This is a genomic window from Thermosynechococcus sp. QKsg1 (assembly GCF_031586415.1).
Lineage (GTDB): Bacteria > Cyanobacteriota > Cyanobacteriia > Thermosynechococcales > Thermosynechococcaceae > Thermosynechococcus.
In genome coordinates this window covers 339,823-355,108 of record NZ_CP134200.1, presented here as the reverse complement: position 1 = coordinate 355,108, position 15,286 = coordinate 339,823, and the positions used below count along the sequence as shown (strand labels likewise).

The 15,286-nt window shown below is 52.5% G+C and carries 19 protein-coding genes; 8 read left to right on the top strand and 11 right to left on the bottom strand.

From position 1 onward, the window contains the following. Positions 1 to 7: 7 nt before the first annotated feature. The gene (locus RHP47_RS01745; protein ID WP_149817603.1) at positions 8 to 1,000 is read right to left on the bottom strand and encodes an NAD(P)H-binding protein; all 993 of its coding nucleotides are present in this window, start codon (positions 998 to 1,000) and stop codon (positions 8 to 10) included. A gap of 120 nt (positions 1,001 to 1,120) precedes the next feature. After that, positions 1,121 to 1,648 carry a pentapeptide repeat-containing protein gene (locus RHP47_RS01740; RefSeq protein WP_190278158.1) on the bottom strand — a complete coding sequence of 176 codons (528 nt, stop codon included), beginning with the start codon at positions 1,646 to 1,648 and terminating at the stop codon, positions 1,121 to 1,123. A 48-nt stretch (positions 1,649 to 1,696) separates the two neighbouring features. On the opposite strand from RHP47_RS01740, the gene aat reads away from it, so the two are divergent. From aat to RHP47_RS01720, 4 genes are all read left to right on the top strand, one after another. Next, positions 1,697 to 2,287: a leucyl/phenylalanyl-tRNA--protein transferase gene (gene aat / locus RHP47_RS01735; protein ID WP_190278157.1), complete on the top strand. Its 591-nt coding sequence runs from the start codon at positions 1,697 to 1,699 to the stop codon at positions 2,285 to 2,287. A 158-nt stretch (positions 2,288 to 2,445) separates the two neighbouring features. Beyond that, on the top strand, positions 2,446 to 3,285 hold the full coding sequence (locus RHP47_RS01730) for a YgcG family protein (protein ID WP_286668880.1): 840 nt from the start codon (positions 2,446 to 2,448) through the stop codon (positions 3,283 to 3,285). Between the two features lie 74 nt (positions 3,286 to 3,359). Next, positions 3,360 to 3,878: a hypothetical protein gene (locus RHP47_RS01725; RefSeq protein ID WP_024125793.1), complete on the top strand. Its 519-nt coding sequence runs from the start codon at positions 3,360 to 3,362 to the stop codon at positions 3,876 to 3,878. 76 nt (positions 3,879 to 3,954) lie between these two features. Further along, positions 3,955 to 4,215, top strand: coding sequence for a YkvA family protein (locus RHP47_RS01720; RefSeq protein WP_149817599.1), 261 nt, complete (start codon positions 3,955 to 3,957; stop codon positions 4,213 to 4,215). 3 nt (positions 4,216 to 4,218) lie between these two features. On the opposite strand, the gene RHP47_RS01715 is transcribed toward RHP47_RS01720, so the two are convergent. Genes RHP47_RS01715 through RHP47_RS01695 form a run of 5 tightly spaced genes read right to left on the bottom strand, consistent with a single transcriptional unit; the run spans position 4,219 to position 7,792 of the window. Beyond that, positions 4,219 to 4,488, bottom strand: a complete 270-nt coding sequence (locus RHP47_RS01715) for a hypothetical protein (protein ID WP_310840891.1) — start codon at positions 4,486 to 4,488, stop codon at positions 4,219 to 4,221. 2 nt (positions 4,489 to 4,490) lie between these two features. After that, positions 4,491 to 4,928: a M48 family metallopeptidase gene (locus RHP47_RS01710; RefSeq protein ID WP_226971983.1), complete on the bottom strand. Its 438-nt coding sequence runs from the start codon at positions 4,926 to 4,928 to the stop codon at positions 4,491 to 4,493. A 12-nt stretch (positions 4,929 to 4,940) separates the two neighbouring features. Next, a complete protein-coding gene (locus RHP47_RS01705; protein ID WP_206201439.1) occupies positions 4,941 to 5,294 on the bottom strand; it encodes an iron-sulfur cluster assembly accessory protein in 354 nt (117 codons plus the stop codon). Positions 5,295 to 5,334: 40 nt separating this feature from the next. After that, entirely contained in the window at positions 5,335 to 6,771 is a 1,437-nt protein-coding gene (gene lpdA / locus RHP47_RS01700; RefSeq protein WP_310840888.1) for a dihydrolipoyl dehydrogenase, read from the bottom strand. 58 nt (positions 6,772 to 6,829) lie between these two features. Beyond that, positions 6,830 to 7,792 (bottom strand): DUF362 domain-containing protein, encoded by a 963-nt coding sequence (locus RHP47_RS01695; RefSeq protein WP_286626318.1) that lies wholly within the window; start codon positions 7,790 to 7,792, stop codon positions 6,830 to 6,832. 142 nt (positions 7,793 to 7,934) lie between these two features. Between RHP47_RS01695 and RHP47_RS01690 the strand changes: the two genes are divergently transcribed. Further along, complete coding sequence (locus RHP47_RS01690) at positions 7,935 to 8,339, top strand: hypothetical protein (RefSeq protein ID WP_149817595.1); 405 nt, start codon at positions 7,935 to 7,937, stop codon at positions 8,337 to 8,339. Here RHP47_RS01690 and RHP47_RS01685 read toward each other — a convergent pair. Next, positions 8,313 to 9,770, bottom strand: coding sequence for a site-2 protease family protein (locus RHP47_RS01685; protein ID WP_286626317.1), 1,458 nt, complete (start codon positions 9,768 to 9,770; stop codon positions 8,313 to 8,315). The two genes, RHP47_RS01690 and RHP47_RS01685, sit on opposite strands and share 27 nt — an antisense overlap. Here RHP47_RS01685 and RHP47_RS01680 point away from each other — a divergent pair. After that, positions 9,769 to 10,443: an MBL fold metallo-hydrolase gene (locus RHP47_RS01680; RefSeq protein WP_149817593.1), complete on the top strand. Its 675-nt coding sequence runs from the start codon at positions 9,769 to 9,771 to the stop codon at positions 10,441 to 10,443. The genes RHP47_RS01685 and RHP47_RS01680 overlap by 2 nt on opposite strands. Before the next feature lie 232 nt (positions 10,444 to 10,675). Then, positions 10,676 to 11,113, top strand: coding sequence for an Hsp20/alpha crystallin family protein (locus RHP47_RS01675; RefSeq protein ID WP_206201444.1), 438 nt, complete (start codon positions 10,676 to 10,678; stop codon positions 11,111 to 11,113). Between the two features lie 102 nt (positions 11,114 to 11,215). On the opposite strand, the gene grxD is transcribed toward RHP47_RS01675, so the two are convergent. From grxD to RHP47_RS01660, 3 genes are all read right to left on the bottom strand, one after another. Then, a complete protein-coding gene (grxD, locus tag RHP47_RS01670; RefSeq protein ID WP_149817591.1) occupies positions 11,216 to 11,539 on the bottom strand; it encodes a Grx4 family monothiol glutaredoxin in 324 nt (107 codons plus the stop codon). A 61-nt stretch (positions 11,540 to 11,600) separates the two neighbouring features. After that, on the bottom strand, positions 11,601 to 11,852 hold the full coding sequence (locus tag RHP47_RS01665; RefSeq protein ID WP_149817589.1) for a BolA family protein: 252 nt from the start codon (positions 11,850 to 11,852) through the stop codon (positions 11,601 to 11,603). Between the two features lie 68 nt (positions 11,853 to 11,920). Beyond that, a complete protein-coding gene (locus RHP47_RS01660) occupies positions 11,921 to 15,016 on the bottom strand; it encodes a response regulator (RefSeq protein WP_302679738.1) in 3,096 nt (1,031 codons plus the stop codon). Positions 15,017 to 15,135: 119 nt separating this feature from the next. Here RHP47_RS01660 and petG point away from each other — a divergent pair, with 119 nt between their 5' ends. Then, entirely contained in the window at positions 15,136 to 15,249 is a 114-nt protein-coding gene (petG, locus tag RHP47_RS01655; protein WP_149817584.1) for a cytochrome b6-f complex subunit V, read from the top strand. The last annotated feature ends 37 nt before the right edge of the window (positions 15,250 to 15,286 follow it).

Here is a 15,286-nt window from a genome sequence, read left to right as displayed (position 1 = left end):
GCAACTCCTAGGGGGTGGACTTAAAGGGACTGCGTTTTTTGCGTCCAGATTTTTTCTGTTTGGCTTTTTCGTAATCCAATTCTTTGAGTTTACGCAGAATTCGGGTGAAATAGTCCTGTAAATAGGCCTCAAGGGTCAGGGTTTCGCTGGGATCGAGGTCAAAGGTGCGATAGACTTCCTCCATCGGGGCATTGAAGACTTGACCACTGGCAATCACTTCCGTAAAGGCAAGGCGATCGCTAATGTTCCATGTCCACTGAAACCACTGGGTGGCCTGCCGTGCGGCTCGCAAAACCCCAATGGGCAAGCGGGTAATTTTTGCCTCCTGCCCTGAGAGATTTTCACATAGCTTAATAATTTCATCGGCTGTCCAAGCGCGGGTGCCCGCTAGATCAAAGGTTTTGCCATAGGTCGCTGGCCGATCAATGGCACGCACGGCAAATTTGGCCACGTCCTGAGTATCCATGTAGGCAATGGCGGTGGACTCTCCCAAAACCCAAATGGATTGATTTTCCAGAATCGGGATCGCGTATTGGCCAATCAAGCCCTGAAAGAAGCCACAGGGACGCAGGATCGTGTAGTTTAGCCCTGATTCGCGCAAGAAGTCTTCGGTACAGTGTTTGATTTGCATCAGGGGCACGTGGGGATAGTCCTGCGCTCCCATAATCGAGAAAAAGATCAGGTGCTCAATATCAGCAGCTTGGGCAGCCTGAATCAAGTTGACTTTGCCTTGCCAATCCACTGCTTCGATGGTTAGGGTATCGGTGGGGCGAGTGGCAGAGGCATCAATGACCACTGAGGCTTTGGCGTACTGCAATGCCTCAAGAATACTGTCAGCAGCACAGAGGTTTCCCTGAAGAATGGTGGCGCCCCATTCCCGCAGAAAGGTGGCTTTGGCTGGACTGCGGACAAAACAATAGACCTGATGTCCTTCATCTAAAGCGCGGCGCACAATTTGCCGCCCTAGGGTACCCGTACCGCCAACAATAAAAACGTTCATGAAAAACTCTAGTCATAAATCTTAACTTTTGTAATACTTTATCAGAATTCCCGACACGGGCGATCGCGCAGCGTGTCCTACGGACAATCGTGGGGATCATCCTGAGCAAACGCAGACGGATTAAGTGGCAAAGTCTTCACAGTGGAGCGTTTCCCATGTTTTGCGCCCCGTCACGGGATTAGTGCCACTGGCAACCTTGCAGAGCTTGCGTTGGGCGTCTTCCCGCAGTTCCACATCGGTAAAGTCAGCACCGGTGATAATGGCATCGTCAAAGTTGGTATTAAAAGCAAAGGCACCTTCAAGGATGGCATTGGTGAGATTGGCCTTGGTCAGCCGTGCGGTGTCCAATGTGGCGTAGCGTAAATCGGCACCTTCAAGGTTAGCCGTTTCCATGTTGGCACCAAAGAAGCTTACCCCCTGAAGATTGGTGTGGCTGAGGTTACTGTGGAAGAGGTTGGCTTTTGTGAATTCCGACCCCCGCAGATCCCGCCCGGAAAAATCCATATTGATCAGGGCTTCTTTCGTGTAATCTTCGGCGATCGCCCCCGTAGGGGTGAGCAGAATCCACAGGATGGCCAATAGCAATGCTACACACCAGCGCCAGTAACGGCTAATGGTTGTCGTGACAGCTGAGGATGAGAGTAGCATAGGCAACACTAGAGTTAATGTGAAGTGTCTATTGTTCAGATTATCAGCATGGAGATTTCTGAGGCCGAGTGGGTACGCGATACCTTTATTGATGATGGCTATGCCGAAGGCTACTTTCTCATGGGGGAAGGCGATCACCTAGAGTGGTACACCAGCCGCCAGCGGGCATTGATTCCCCTCGATGAGCGGTTTCGCTATCCGAAGTCTTTGCAGCGGGTGCTCAATCAAAATCGCTTTCAAGTAGCGATTAACCGGGACTTTGCTGCTGTGGTTGAGGGGTGTGCCGATCGCCCGAGTACATGGATAACACCCCGTCTCAAGGAGGTGTACCATCTGCTTTACGCCACGGGTTGGGCAGTAAGTTTTGAAACGTGGCAGGGGGATGAACTGGCAGGGGGCATTCTCGGTATTGTGATTGGCGGCGCATTTATTGGTGAGTCCATGTTCTATCGCATCCCCGACGGCTCGAAAGTGGCGATGGTGAAACTGGTGGAGTATCTGCGGCGTCGCGGCTTTCTGCTGTTTGATGCCCAACTGCAAAATCCCCATCTTGAGCGCTTTGGGGCATATGTTGTCAGCGATCGCGAGTATCGGCAGTTATTGGCACAGGCAATTCGTCAACCCTGTCAATTTCTCTAATGCTCTCAGACCAGTGCCTGCGTCAATTATCTATCAGAAACAATTAATCTATTCTTAAACGAAACTTAGTCATAAATTAGTCATCAATACACACATTTTGTGAATGTTTTTGAGCAGAAAAGCTATACTGTGAGCCAAGATGCACTCCTTTCAGAAAAATGATGACTTTGCGCTGGCGAAACCGCCCTTTGTTGCTGATCCTTTCTGTGGTGGCCGGTTTGATGTTGACGCTGGCGCCGTCGCCGATTCAAGCCTATGTGCGCTTCCCTGATTTACCCGATACCTACATCAACGATCTAGTGAAGGTGTTAGAGGATCCCCAGCGGGAACAGGTTCGCTCCGAACTTCAAGCATTTCATCAACGCACGAATCAGCAAGTCCTGCTGGTAACGATTCCTTCCTATCGCGACTACAGCAACCAACACCCGAGTTTTGAAGCCTTTGCCACGGATTTATTTAACCATCGGGGCGTGGGTAGCCGTTGGCGCAATGATGGCGTGATGATGTTGGTTGCCCCTGGCGATCGCAAGGTGCGGATTGAATTGGGCAGTGCCTATGGCAGTGGTTGGAACCCACGCATGCAAACCGTGATTGATCGCTATATGCTGCCGGACTTTCGCCGGGGCCAGATGGCGCAGGGCATCATGAATGGGGTGCGTGCTCTGCTCAATGAACTGGGGACCAATCAGTTGACCACCTCCAGTAGCTCTGTCCCCTCAACTTACACCAGCACTGCCGGGGGGAACATTATTACGGGCATCTTTATCATTGTTGGTCTGATCATTCTTATTCCTTCCAGCATCATTTCTGCGATCGTCAAGTTTATTTTCAATTTCTTTTTTGGCAACTGGCCGCAGCCTCAGGATCGCTCTCGCCCCTCCTACGACGATGATGACGATCGCTACCACAGTTACTCCAGCTATGACGACAGTTACTCGAGCCGCAGTGATGATGAGGGTGGGCATTCCTCAGGTGGGGGGGCTTCGGGCAGTTGGTAACTGGATTCACCCCTACTAGAATTGAAGGCCAAAATGCTAAAATAGCGTCGTTCCGTAGCACATGAGACACGCTCTTGACGCAGGCGACGAATCTTCCGGGCATTGATTCCCCCCAAATTGATGAGTTTTTGCAGGAATTAGCGACAATCCAAGACTCTGGTCCGAAGCGGATTGCGCTCCTTGGCTCGCGTCACGTCCCGATTACGCATCAGCACCTCATTGAAATGATGAGCTATGCCCTCGTGCTGGCGGGTAACCGCTTGATGACCTCAGGTGCCGTTGGAACCAATGCGGCTGCGATTCGGGGAGCCATGCGGGCAGACCCCAATTTGCTAACGGTGATCTTGCCCCAAAGTCTTGAGCGCCAGCCTCGTGAGTCCCGCCAACAACTGGATAAGGTGATGCACTTGGTGGAGAAGCCCGAAAACGATCACCTGCCCCTCGCAGAAGCCAGTTCCCTCTGCAATCAGGAAATTATTTCCCGCTGCCAGCAACTGATTTGTTTTGCTTTTCACGATAGCCACACACTGCTGCAAACCTGTGAACTGGCGGAAGAGCAGCATAAGGTGGTGACGCTCTTTTACTTTGATTAACCGCGGACGGTTTTCCCCACCTAGGGCCATTGAGTCCCTATGCCAGAATAGGAGCAGGGTTCAAGGTTGATACGCCATGAGCGGCTTCTACAACTGGTATCGGAATGTGTTGCGGCATCCTAAATATCGCTGGTTTATCATTGCCGCCAGCTTGATCTATTTGCTCAGTCCTCTGGATATTTCACCAGACCTAGTGCCAATCGTTGGTCAATTGGATGATGTCACGGTCATGGTGATCCTTGCCAGTGAGCTAACGCAATTGCTGGTGGAGCGGATTAAAAGCCGGCGATCGCCCAACCTCACCACGACCGTAGATGTGGAAGCAGAGCAAGTTTAGGGATTAATCCCGCGATCGCAAGTCACTGCCAACAGAGCGCAGCAGCCAGCGGTTTTGCACATAACTCAGGCCACCGTTAATGAGTGCGGCGGCCATTAAGATGCCAATCGCGGGCATAAAGAGGGGTTCCCAGAGGCTGATCCAGAGTTCAAAGCCAAGGGGTAGCTCCAAGGAGCGCCCCACAAGGGCAACCACAAACCAGCCAAAGCTAGCCAAGACAAAGAAGGTATCCGCCACCAAGAGCCAATTGATCACGTCCCGCAGCCGTGCCATAGCTATCCCCCCAATACCCACTGTTTGACGCGGGCAAGGCTCTCCCAATTGGGTTTGCGCTGCAGGCCGTCGGCAAAGTTATCGATGACCTCTTGGCGCAGCTCAGCGACAGCAGCAACAACGGTTTGCGCCAATTCGATGTGGGGACGAACCCCCTTTTGGCCTGTTTCTAGCATCGCTACCGCAAGGTTAATGCGGGCTTGGGGGTCTTCAGGATTTAGCTTGACCGCTTTTTGGGCAGCCTTCAGGGCAGATTGGGGCTTGTCATCGAGGAGATAGAGCCACGCTAAGCACGTCCAAGCGGCGCTACTTTTTTGAGCACGCTGGCAAATCTCTTTGAAGGTGGGAATCAGTTCCGCCGGCGGTGCCCCTTCTTTGTAGCGGGCGATCGCCGCCTCAAATTGACGTTCAACGTCACTCACCGGTTGAGATGTGGTCAAGGGCAGGACTCCTTAGGCAGAAAATGAGGTACCACAGCCACAGGTTTGGGTGGCATTGGGATTCGTAAACTTAAAGCCGCCACCAATGAGGGCGTTGCTGTAGTCGAGCACCAAGCCATAGATGTAGAGCATACTCTTGGGATCGGAGACCACTTTGAAGCCATCATAGTCAAAGACTTCATCATCGGGACGGATATTGGCGGGGTCTTCAAAGTCCATCGTGTAGGACATGCCGGAGCAACCACCTCCTTTGACGCCGACCCGCAAACATAGGTCTTTGCCGTGCTTATCGCGGAGTTCAAGCACGTGCTTGAGAGCAGCTTCGGTCATCATGATTCCCTTGGCGGGCTGTGTGGCCTGTGTCATCACCCACTCCTGAAAGACTCCAAACTTTATCGTAGCAAGTTCAGCGGTGGCTCACCATCTCGTGGGCACGCTTAAAGGCTTCGTCAAGGACCTCCGAGAGGGTGGGATGGGTGTGGACATTAAAGGCTAAGTGGCTCACGGTTTGGCGATCGCGAATGGCATTGGCGGCCTCTTGAATTAAATCCGAAGCATGGAGACCAAAGATATGCGCCCCCAGTAGCTCGCCGGTATCCGCACGGAAGATCACCTTGGCAAGGCCATCGGTTTCGGTTTCCGCCAGCGCTTTTGAGTTGCTCTTGAAATAGGTGCGTGCCACTTGGACTTCAAAACCTTCTTTTTCCGCCAATTCGCGGGCTTGGGGTTCCGTCAGGCCAACAAAACTGATTTCTGGATGGGTAAACGCCGCTGCAGGAATACTGCGATAATCCACTTGGCGTGGTCGGCCAACAATGGTTTCCACGACAGCAATTCCCTGCGCCGAAGCGGCATGGGCAAGCATCATTTTCCCCGTGGCGTCACCGATCGCCCACAGGTGGGGAACGGGTTTCCCTTTTTTCGTTACTGCCAAATACTCATTGACGGGGATAAAGCCACGCTTATCGGTGTTGACGCCCACACTCTCTAGGCCAATATCTTGAGTGGCGGGAATGCGACCGGTGGCCACAAGGCAGGCATCCACCTCTAGAACCTCCACCACTTCGTTGGTTTTGGCATCCGCCAATTCAATGACCACCGGACTACCGGGAATCACCCGCTTGGCTAAGGTACCGCTGTAGGTTTCAATGTCGCGAGGGGCAATCAAGACCCGCTGTGCCTGTTTGGCAATATCTGGATCAAAGGTGGGCATGAGTTGATCCAGTGCCTCAATCATGGTCACTTCGCAACCCAAGGCGGTGTAAATATCGGCAAACTCTAGGCCAATATAGCCACTGCCAATGATGGCTACCCACTGCGGCAACCAATCCAGCTTAATGGCATCATCACTGGTATAAACGGTCTTGCCATCCACTTCAATGCCGGGGGGAACCCAAGGCACTGACCCCGTGGCAATGATAATGTCCTTGGCGGTAACAATTTTTTCCCCTGTGGGGGTGCTGATGCTCACTTTTTGGGAACCCGCCACTTTCCCGCGGCCAATGAGCGTATCCACACCGAGACGCTTGAGGCTGTTTGTCAGATCACTGCGGATTTTTTGTACCAAATTGGCGGCATGGGCAGCCACACCCGCGCGATCCACATTCACCTGCCCCAGTTGAATCCCTAAGGCTTGCCAATGATTGGTTTGACGCAGTTCCCGTACCCGTCCGGCTGCCGCAAGGAGTGCCTTTGAGGGAATACAGCCGCGATTGACGCAGGTGCCCCCCATTTCTGCGGCTTCAACAATGGCCGTTTTCAGACCGACACTCACGGCATGCAGGGCAGCCCCATGTCCCCCCACACCCGCACCGATAATGACGAGATCGTAGTCAAAGCTCAAGGACGGTTCTCCCCAACAGCATTTTCCTAGCTTATCAAAGGCCGTCCCCCCTGAGAACTTAGACCTTTTGGCTATAGGCGGTTAGGGGTTCTTTGATCCAACGAATATAGAGATGTTTGAAGGTGGATTTGAGGACACGCGGCGCGCCAAAGTCAATGGGCATCATCTGCTGCGGCAGTTGCCAATCCCGAATCGCCAATTCATGGGGCTGTGCCAAGGGAAAGTCAATCTCACTGAGGTCATAGTTGTAGCCAAGGGCGGTGGCGGCACGCTGGGTGGGAACGCGATCCGGATCAACATTCAGAACCGCCACAAGAGCGCGATCGAGGGCAAAGACATCGCGACTGGCACCCAAAATATTCAGGGGGCGCGGCGTTCCCCCACTGGGGCCATTGCCTTCATGGCCGATAATGCCATCCACAATCGTGAGGTCGGGGGCGATCGCCCGTGCAGTTTCCACGAGCATGCGGCCAAAGCGATCGGCATCCTTGCCGGCTTCCATATGCCACCATGCCTTCATTTTGCCGGGGACACAGCCAAAGAGATTCTTGACCCCAAGGGTGAGGGTGAGTTGCACATGGGATTTGACCTTGGGTAGGTTAATGACGACATCGGCGGCCATCGCTTCTTTGCTCAGGCGCAGGTGAGCAAATTCAGGATTGGCGGTGGCATAGCGATCGCCATGGAATTCAATGACCGGTAAATTCAATTCCTGAATAAAGGGCAAATAGCCATTGTTGCGGGCGACCCCCAATGCCGAGCCAAAGGCAGGTCCATCCCCTAGGAAGGGTTGTCCCCCCACCGCCTGCACCATTTTGGCAACGCAATAGACCAGTTCTGGGCGAGTGACGCATTCGTGTTTTGGTCGTGCGCCGGTGAGTAAATTCGGCTTGAGCAGCACGCGATCGCCCGGTTTGACGATCGCCGCCATTCCCCCCAAGGGCGCTAGGAGTTCCTCAAGGGATGCACTGAGACGGTCAAGGTCATAGGATGTTGCCCGCAGTAAACTCACGCTTGGCATCGGAGGCTCCTTGTCACTGGCATTGTTTCTCAACAGTGTGCCACAAAGATAAAATTGAGGCTTTGCAATCCCTGCCCAATGATCCTCTCAAACCAACATTAGATGATGAGAAAGCTGCAAAAAGATACGATAGAGAAGAGAAATGTCTGCTAACGAGCGATCGCGAATGCCCCAAGGCCTTGAGTCAGAATTTCGGCAGCAGGTGGATCGCCTGCATCGCTTTACCGTTCTCATGCGCTGGAGTGTGGTGCTCTTTCTTTGGCTGACGGTTGGCACATTGAGTCTCTGGGGCTTCCGTTATGAAATTAGCCTGATGCGGGAGCATTTTACGTGGGCAGCGTTGCGTTATGGCATTCTCTTCAATCGGCTGCCGGCGATCGGTTTGGCGCTGTGCATTGGCATGACCCTGAGCGTTCTCTACTGGCAGACCCGCAACATTTTCTGGGGCAGATCCCCCAAGTGGCAGCAACGCCTAGAAAAACAAGTCCTGCGCATTCGTCAACAGGGGCAACGCCATCCCCTATGGCATTGGGTGTGTCGGCAGTAGCAAATCCCCCAGAGGTGCCGGCACCGGCAAAATAATGAGCAATAGCAACACCAGTGCCATCAAGCCAAGGGCATCGCGCCAGTTATCCAATTCACTGACATCATTGAGGGCAGGTTCATCAAAGGCAGGCATAAAGAAGAGGATCAAGGCCCAGACAAAGAGCCACGGTTGAATAAAGGAGAGAATCAGCACCAGTAAACGGCTGACTTGGCCAATGACTGCCCCCGCCCGATGACCATACATCGCATGGACAATGTGCCCCCCATCCAATTGACCCACCGGCATCAAGTTCAAAGCCGTCACCACCAAGCCCAGCACCCCCGCCACTGCCATCGGATGGAGGTGTAGCGCACTATCACTCTTGAGGGCAGCGCCAAAAATGGCTTTGGCAATCAGGGCAAAGAGAAGCGAAATGCGGGGACTAAACACTTGGGGATTGAGGGGCTGCTCGGAAGCATTGGCGGGCAGTTGTACCACCTCGGACTGCTGTAGTCCCCAAACTAGAATCGGTAGCGTCACGAGCAATCCCGCAAGGGGACCCGCCATACTGATGTCAAAGAGGGCACGGCGATGGGGAACGGGCGATCGCATCTGGATAAAGGCCCCCAGTGTGCCCATGGCAAAGGGGAGAGGAATAAAGTAGGGCAGCGTTGCTTTGACGCGGTAATACCACGCAGTGGCAAAGTGTCCCAGTTCATGGATGCCCAAAATCAACAGCAGACTGACACTGTAGGGCAACCCCTGCCAGAGCAAACTGGGATTGAGTCGCAGTTCCGCCGCCGTCAGATCAGGCGCCACGAGTGCCAAGCCAGCAACGGTGGTGGTGAGAAAGGTTAAGGCAAGTAGGCCAAGGCTAAGACCGGGACGAAAAAGCTGTTGGGGCTGGGGCAGGCGATCGCGAGGAATCAAGGCAAAAAAGGGCTTATTACTCAAACCCATTTGAAACATGACCAGAAAGCGATCGCCAAAGCGTTGGGCAATATTGCGCTCCACGGTTTCATAGACTTGGTTGGCATCCCCGCGCATTTGCCCCCGGCAGATCACCGCCTGCGGACGATACTCAATTTGTTGCAGATAGTACATGCCCCAAGGGAAACAGCTCTGCAATTGCGTTTCTTCATCCTGATTGAGGAGCTTGCCATTTTCCGTCGGTGTGGGCGGTGGGGGTGTGGGTGGTGCCGCTGGTAAGGAGGGCTGGCCTCGGCGCAAAAGCACAAGATAGAGCACCGAACTGGTGACAAAAACAAGGATCAACCATCCCGACGGCACAGGGGTATTCCCTAAAAGCAGCATCCAACCCCCAATAAAAAATGCTGGCAACATCAGCACCAGCCATAGGAGCCACCAAGGGGTTTGACTGACACGGGCAGCACTCTGGCGGACAATAAACACCAAGATCAAACCCAATACAATAAGGGAAATCCATGTCATGATTTCGATACCTGTGGCTCAACAACAGAAACCGCCCCGCCTTGTATTGCCCATGGTTTACGGGTTTCCACCAAACCGCGAGACGCTGGGAGGCACTGCTTATCTCATTGTAGAAAATGATGGCAATACCCTTATTGATTCCCCCCCTTGGACAGAGAGCAGCCAAAATTGGCTCAGGGAGCAGGGTGGCGTTCAGCGCCTCATCCTTACCCATCGAGGGGCGATCGCCCGCGTTCGTGAGCTGCAGCGCACCTTTAACTGTGAAGTGATCATCCATGCCCAAGAGGCCTACCTGCTGCCCCAAGTGGCCGTGACCACCTTTGGGAACCATCTGCAAGTCAGTGAAACCCTCGAAATCCTCTGGACACCCGGTCACTCCCCCGGCAGCGCCTGTGTCTATTGGTCTGGCCAAGGGGGTGTTCTCTTTAGCGGTCGTCACCTACTCCCTACGCCGACGGGAGAACTGGCACCGATGAAAACGGCGACCACCTTCCACTGGCCTCGACAACTGCGCAGTGTTGAGACATTAAAAGCCTTTTGTCGGCAGAAGTCCCTGAGTTATCTCTGTCCGGGGGCAAATATTGGTTTTCTGCGGGGGACACTGGCGATCGCCAATGCCCAAGCCATTCTGCAAGAAATCCCTGTTGATAACCTTTTGGCTAACAAGGTTTAATGTTTCCTTAATTTCCCCATCAGGATAATACAGGTTCGGGAAAAGGAACTTGGAGAGATCGTTAAACCCCACTTGGATCAAGACTTGCATCCTCTATAGTGAAGGTAGGCAGAGGGAATAAGCCCAAGCAATACCAAGGGAAACAAAAACAAAGTTAATTGTTGGTGCTGTTCTCTCTGTAAATCATCCCGTGGGCAATCTAAAACCTTAAGGAATACAGGAGGATAAGCGTATGGCACTCGTTCGTTGGGAACCGTTCCGCGAAATCGATGCGCTACAACGCCAAATGAACCGTCTATTTGATGAATTGATTCCCTTGACCGAACGTCGCAGCGATCTCAGCTTCCTGCCGGCAGCCGAACTCGAAGAAACCCCTGATGCTTTGCTTCTAAAAATTGAACTGCCCGGCATGGAGGCCAAAGACCTCGACATTCAAGTGACGGCGGATGCGGTCTCTGTCAGTGGCGAACGCAAATCTGAAAGCCAAAGCGAAAGCAATGGTATCAAACGCACCGAATTCCGCTACGGTAAATTCCAACGGGTCATTCCTCTGCCAGTGCGGATTCAAAACACCGATGTCAAGGCCGAATACAAAGATGGCATCTTGCACCTGACCCTGCCGAAAGCGGAAGAAGAGAAAAACCGCGTCGTCAAAGTGAACCTTGGCTAATCCGCCATTCTCTCGGCCAAACGGTCAAGGTTGTTGAACAGATGATGAAGCTCCCCCAGCAATGGGGGATTTATTTTGGGCGTCAGTGAAGGTGAGCAAAAACTATGAAGCGAAGGCCACCTCAACCAGTTGTTGCAACTCACCACTTTGGTATAGCTCAATGAGAATGTCCGAGCCACCAATAAACTCACCATTGATAAACACTTGGGGAATCGTTGGCCAGTTGGAATACTCCTTAATCCCTTGGCGAATCTCAAAATCCTCAAGGACATCCACCGTTTCATAGGGAACACCGAGGGCATTCAGGATTTGCACCGCATTGTTGGAAAACCCGCATTGGGGCATGAGCTTGCTGCCCTTCATAAAGACAATGATTTTGTTGCTTTTGACGAGGTGATCAATTTTGGCGTGGAGTTCGGGTGTCATCGTTGGCTTTCCCTCTTGAGTTCACAAGTTACAAAAGAACAGCAATAGATTGCATTCTAAATCACTGGCGTTGTGCCCATTGCTGGGGGGTATAGGTCTTGAGGGCAAGGGCGTGGAGTTCATTGCTGGCCATGAGATCCTTAAGGCTGCTATAGACCAATTGGTGCTGCTGCACCAGTCGCTTACCCTCAAAGGCGGCAGAGACCACTACAGCTTCGTAATGATCGCCACCCCCGGTCAAATCTTGCACTTGCACAAAGGCATCGGGCAAGCTGGATTGAATTAAGGTGGTCAGTTGTTCAGGGGTAACCATAGATAATTATTTATTCCTAGCTGGAATTAAGAACCCGTTAATCTATCTCTTTAGTCTATCGCTAAATGTTAAGTTGTTGAGGTCTGGAGGGGATGGCACTGACGGAGGGCACGCACCAAGTCTTCAAGGTTAATGGGCTTGCTCACATAGTCGTCCATACCTGCATCCAAGCAAAGCTGGCGATCGCTCTCCATGGCATTGGCGGTCATGGCAATAATTCGCGGACGGGGTTGGTTCAGCTGTTGAAACAGATTAATCACCTCACGGGTAGCCGTTATCCCATCCATCTCCGGCATCTGCATATCCATCAAAATCACATCGTAGGGCTGCCGTTGCACCGCATCCAGCACCTCCAAACCATTGGCAGCAATATCACCGCGATAGCCCAATTTTTCTAAGATGCGCAGTGCCACCATTTGATTGACTTTGTTGTCCTCGGCAATGAGAATCCGCAGCGGCGGCAGACCAGCTTTTAAGTCTTCAAAGGATAGGGCAGCCGCTGGCTTAGGCGATACCGTTGTCGGCTCTTGGCCAAATAAATGGTTAAAGACATTGTACAGTGTGGACTGTTTGACCGGCTTGCTGATCAGGGCAGAGAATAAAGCAGTTTCCGACTCTGGCAGTGTATTGCCCAGGGAGGTCAGCAGAATCAGGGGCAATTGCGTGTAGGTGGCGCGAATTTTACGAGCAAGGGAAATGCCATCCATCTCCGGCATTTGCAGATCTAAAATGGCCACATCCGGCAGGGCTTGTTGTTGAAGAAGCACAAGGGCCTTGGGGCCACTCTCAGCCACAAGGGGGTGCATTTTCCAGTTTTTGGTTTGTAGGGCCAAAATTTGACGGTTGGTGGCATTGTCATCCACAATGAGCACGCGCCGATTTTCAAGATGGCCGACCCCCCTGCTCTCTTTGGCAATGGCCCGCGGATTGACGAGAAATTTGACAGTAAAGTAAAAAACAGAGCCACTTTCTTCAATTGGGATCGATTCATAGTTGGCTGGGGGTGTGCCGCCAACGGCCAAAGGATCTGTAGCCGTTTTACTTTCTACCCAAATTTGCCCCCCCATATGCTCCACAAGGCGTTGACAAATGACAAGGCCCAAACCTGTGCCGCCGTAGTGGCGAGTGGTTGAGGCATCCACTTGCATAAAAGGCTGAAAGAGGCGAGCCATGCCCGTTGGCGAAATGCCGATGCCCGTATCCTGAATGGCAAACCAGTAGGAGTAATAGCAGGGCATAAACTCATACTGGCTCATTGGTGCAGGCATGCCCTTAAGGTAGAGGGTCACATTGCCACCTTGGGTAAATTTGATGGCATTGCCCATGAGATTCACCAAGACCTGCCGCAGTCGCCCCATATCACCAATGACCTCATAGGGAATCCCTGGCTCAATATGGGCAGCTAGTTCCACCTGGCGATCGCTGGCTCGACTGGCCAAAAGGTCGAGGACTTCTTCGACGCAGTTACACAGGTTAAAGGGATAGCTCTCTAACTGCAGCTTGCCCGACTCAATCTTAGAGAAATCGAGAATATCATTGATGATGGCAAGTAGGGCATCACCACTGAGGCGAATGGTGTTGACAAATTCCCGCTGTTGGGGATTGAGGGGGGTATCCAGCAGTAATCCAGTGAGGCCAATGATGGCATTCATTGGGGTGCGAATTTCATGGCTCATGGTGGCCAAAAATTCACTCTTGGCCCGGCTGGCTTCCTCGGCAGCCCTACGCGCTTGCTCTAGGAATTCCTGCTGCTGGATCATTTGGGAGATGTCTTCCCAGGTGCCAACAAAGCGATCTTTGCCACGGCTTTGCTGCAGAGGAATAATCCGCGCCCTAATCCAGCGACTACTGCCGTCTTCTTGAACCACCCGGAAGCGCTCGTTGAGGGGTACCCTCTTTCGCTGGCAGCCGGCCCATGCCTTCAAGACGCGATCGCGATCCTCAGGGTGCAGGCGTTCTATCCACTGTTGTTCGGCTTCCTCCAGACTGTTGACGCCCAACAGGTCTAGAAGTGCCTGATTCAAAAAGGTGGGTCGTCCCTCGGCATCTAGAGTAAAAATGCCCACCGGCGCCATTTTGCTGACACTACGAAAGCGCGCTTCACTTGACCTTAGGAGTTCTCGCAATTGCTCTTTGCGCTGGCGATCGCGGGCAATGATCAAGAGAGCACCAGCCGCCAAAACGGATAGGGCAGCAAAGAGGACAAGGAACTCCTGGTGGAGGCGGCGGCTGTATTGCGCCAACAGGGTGTCAGAAAGCCGCGAAACCAGCCACCAACGGGTGCTGCTCGAGTCCCTAGCCGAATTGGTTGCTCGATCAGCAGAGAGGTAGTTGGCCTTTAGGGGAAAAAAGGCTTGATAGACAAATAGCCCCTGGGGGCTCAATAGGCTGCCTCGAGGCCGTCGTTGCATTTGTTGCCACAGCAGCGGATATTGATTGCGGATCGTAAACTGCTGTCGCTCAGGATAATGGAATCCCCATTCTTGGTGATTATTTTCTGCAATGAACCAATAGCCTTGGTCATCTGCTAGGAGACAGCTGCTGTTCCCTAGATTGCAATTGTTGATCAACTGATTGAGAAGGTGGCTGGCGCGGTAACGAACCAGCAAAACCCCCCTTGGTGCTGCTTTTTGGTACAGGGGTACCCCAATATACAAAACAGGTTGAGCCAAGCTGATACCAGTGCCCTCTATTATATCCAAGGGGGAAATAAAAATCTGGTTGGGGGTCAATCGCTGTAGGATAGGCCAGTAGCGGTCAATTGTCTTGGTCGCAGCGGCATCCGTCGCTTTGGGTGTTGCATGCCACTGAAAACGCACCCTGCCCTCTGGATCAAAAAAATAAAATTGATCATAGTGTTTTTTGAGGCGTTGCCATGCTGCCAGTCCTGCCTTTGCCTTTTCGTGAGCCTCTTCCCCAGCAGAAGCCTCCATTAAATTAGACAACACCTGCAGTGCCATCAAAGCTCTCAACTCTTCAACCGCGTCATCCAAGATCATTCTTAGGAGCAGCCGGCTGCGCTCTAGTTTATACTCCTCTTGCAGTTGTAAGTCCTTAAGAAGGGCGTGGCGTTGGCTAAAATAGAGGGGTGTTAACAGAGCGGCAATGACTGCTGTTGTGGGCAAAAATAACTTAATGAAAGAGAAAAGAGGAAAGCGAAACATGGACGTTCTCGCTGGCGGTGAGGATGATTTTTCCTGATCAACAGGGAGATGCCGGTACAGCGCCCATTCATTAGTGTATCGTGGGGAATGGAGTTCATGGTTAAAAGGGGTGTAAGGCCATGATTGAACCTTTACTGTGTGGCATTGTGCTGGGGCTAATTCCAGTCACATTAGCGGGCTTGTTCTTTGCTGCCTACCAGCAGTACAAGCGCGGCAGTCAATTTGAGACCTAGGTTGAGGGGTAAACTAAAGCCTGATTCTGCAAACAAC

Bases quoted from the DNA above. Each gene is read 5' to 3' on its own strand.
- RHP47_RS01745 (WP_149817603.1), bottom strand. From the start codon at position 1,000: ATGAACGTTTTTATTGTTGGCGGTACGGGTACCCTAGGGCGGCAAATT.
- RHP47_RS01740 (WP_190278158.1), bottom strand. From the start codon at position 1,648: ATGCTACTCTCATCCTCAGCTGTCACGACAACCATTAGCCGTTACTGG.
- aat (WP_190278157.1), top strand. From the start codon at position 1,697: ATGGAGATTTCTGAGGCCGAGTGGGTACGCGATACCTTTATTGATGAT.
- RHP47_RS01730 (WP_286668880.1), top strand. From the start codon at position 2,446: ATGATGACTTTGCGCTGGCGAAACCGCCCTTTGTTGCTGATCCTTTCT.
- RHP47_RS01720 (WP_149817599.1), top strand. From the start codon at position 3,955: ATGAGCGGCTTCTACAACTGGTATCGGAATGTGTTGCGGCATCCTAAA.
- RHP47_RS01715 (WP_310840891.1), bottom strand. From the start codon at position 4,488: ATGGCACGGCTGCGGGACGTGATCAATTGGCTCTTGGTGGCGGATACC.
- RHP47_RS01705 (WP_206201439.1), bottom strand. From the start codon at position 5,294: ATGACACAGGCCACACAGCCCGCCAAGGGAATCATGATGACCGAAGCT.
- RHP47_RS01695 (WP_286626318.1), bottom strand. From the start codon at position 7,792: ATGCCAAGCGTGAGTTTACTGCGGGCAACATCCTATGACCTTGACCGT.
- RHP47_RS01690 (WP_149817595.1), top strand. From the start codon at position 7,935: ATGTCTGCTAACGAGCGATCGCGAATGCCCCAAGGCCTTGAGTCAGAA.
- RHP47_RS01680 (WP_149817593.1), top strand. From the start codon at position 9,769: ATGATTTCGATACCTGTGGCTCAACAACAGAAACCGCCCCGCCTTGTA.
- RHP47_RS01685 (WP_286626317.1), bottom strand. From the start codon at position 9,770: ATGACATGGATTTCCCTTATTGTATTGGGTTTGATCTTGGTGTTTATT.
- RHP47_RS01675 (WP_206201444.1), top strand. From the start codon at position 10,676: ATGGCACTCGTTCGTTGGGAACCGTTCCGCGAAATCGATGCGCTACAA.
- grxD (WP_149817591.1), bottom strand. From the start codon at position 11,539: ATGACACCCGAACTCCACGCCAAAATTGATCACCTCGTCAAAAGCAAC.
- RHP47_RS01665 (WP_149817589.1), bottom strand. From the start codon at position 11,852: ATGGTTACCCCTGAACAACTGACCACCTTAATTCAATCCAGCTTGCCC.
- RHP47_RS01660 (WP_302679738.1), bottom strand. From the start codon at position 15,016: ATGTTTCGCTTTCCTCTTTTCTCTTTCATTAAGTTATTTTTGCCCACA.
- petG (WP_149817584.1), top strand. From the start codon at position 15,136: ATGATTGAACCTTTACTGTGTGGCATTGTGCTGGGGCTAATTCCAGTC.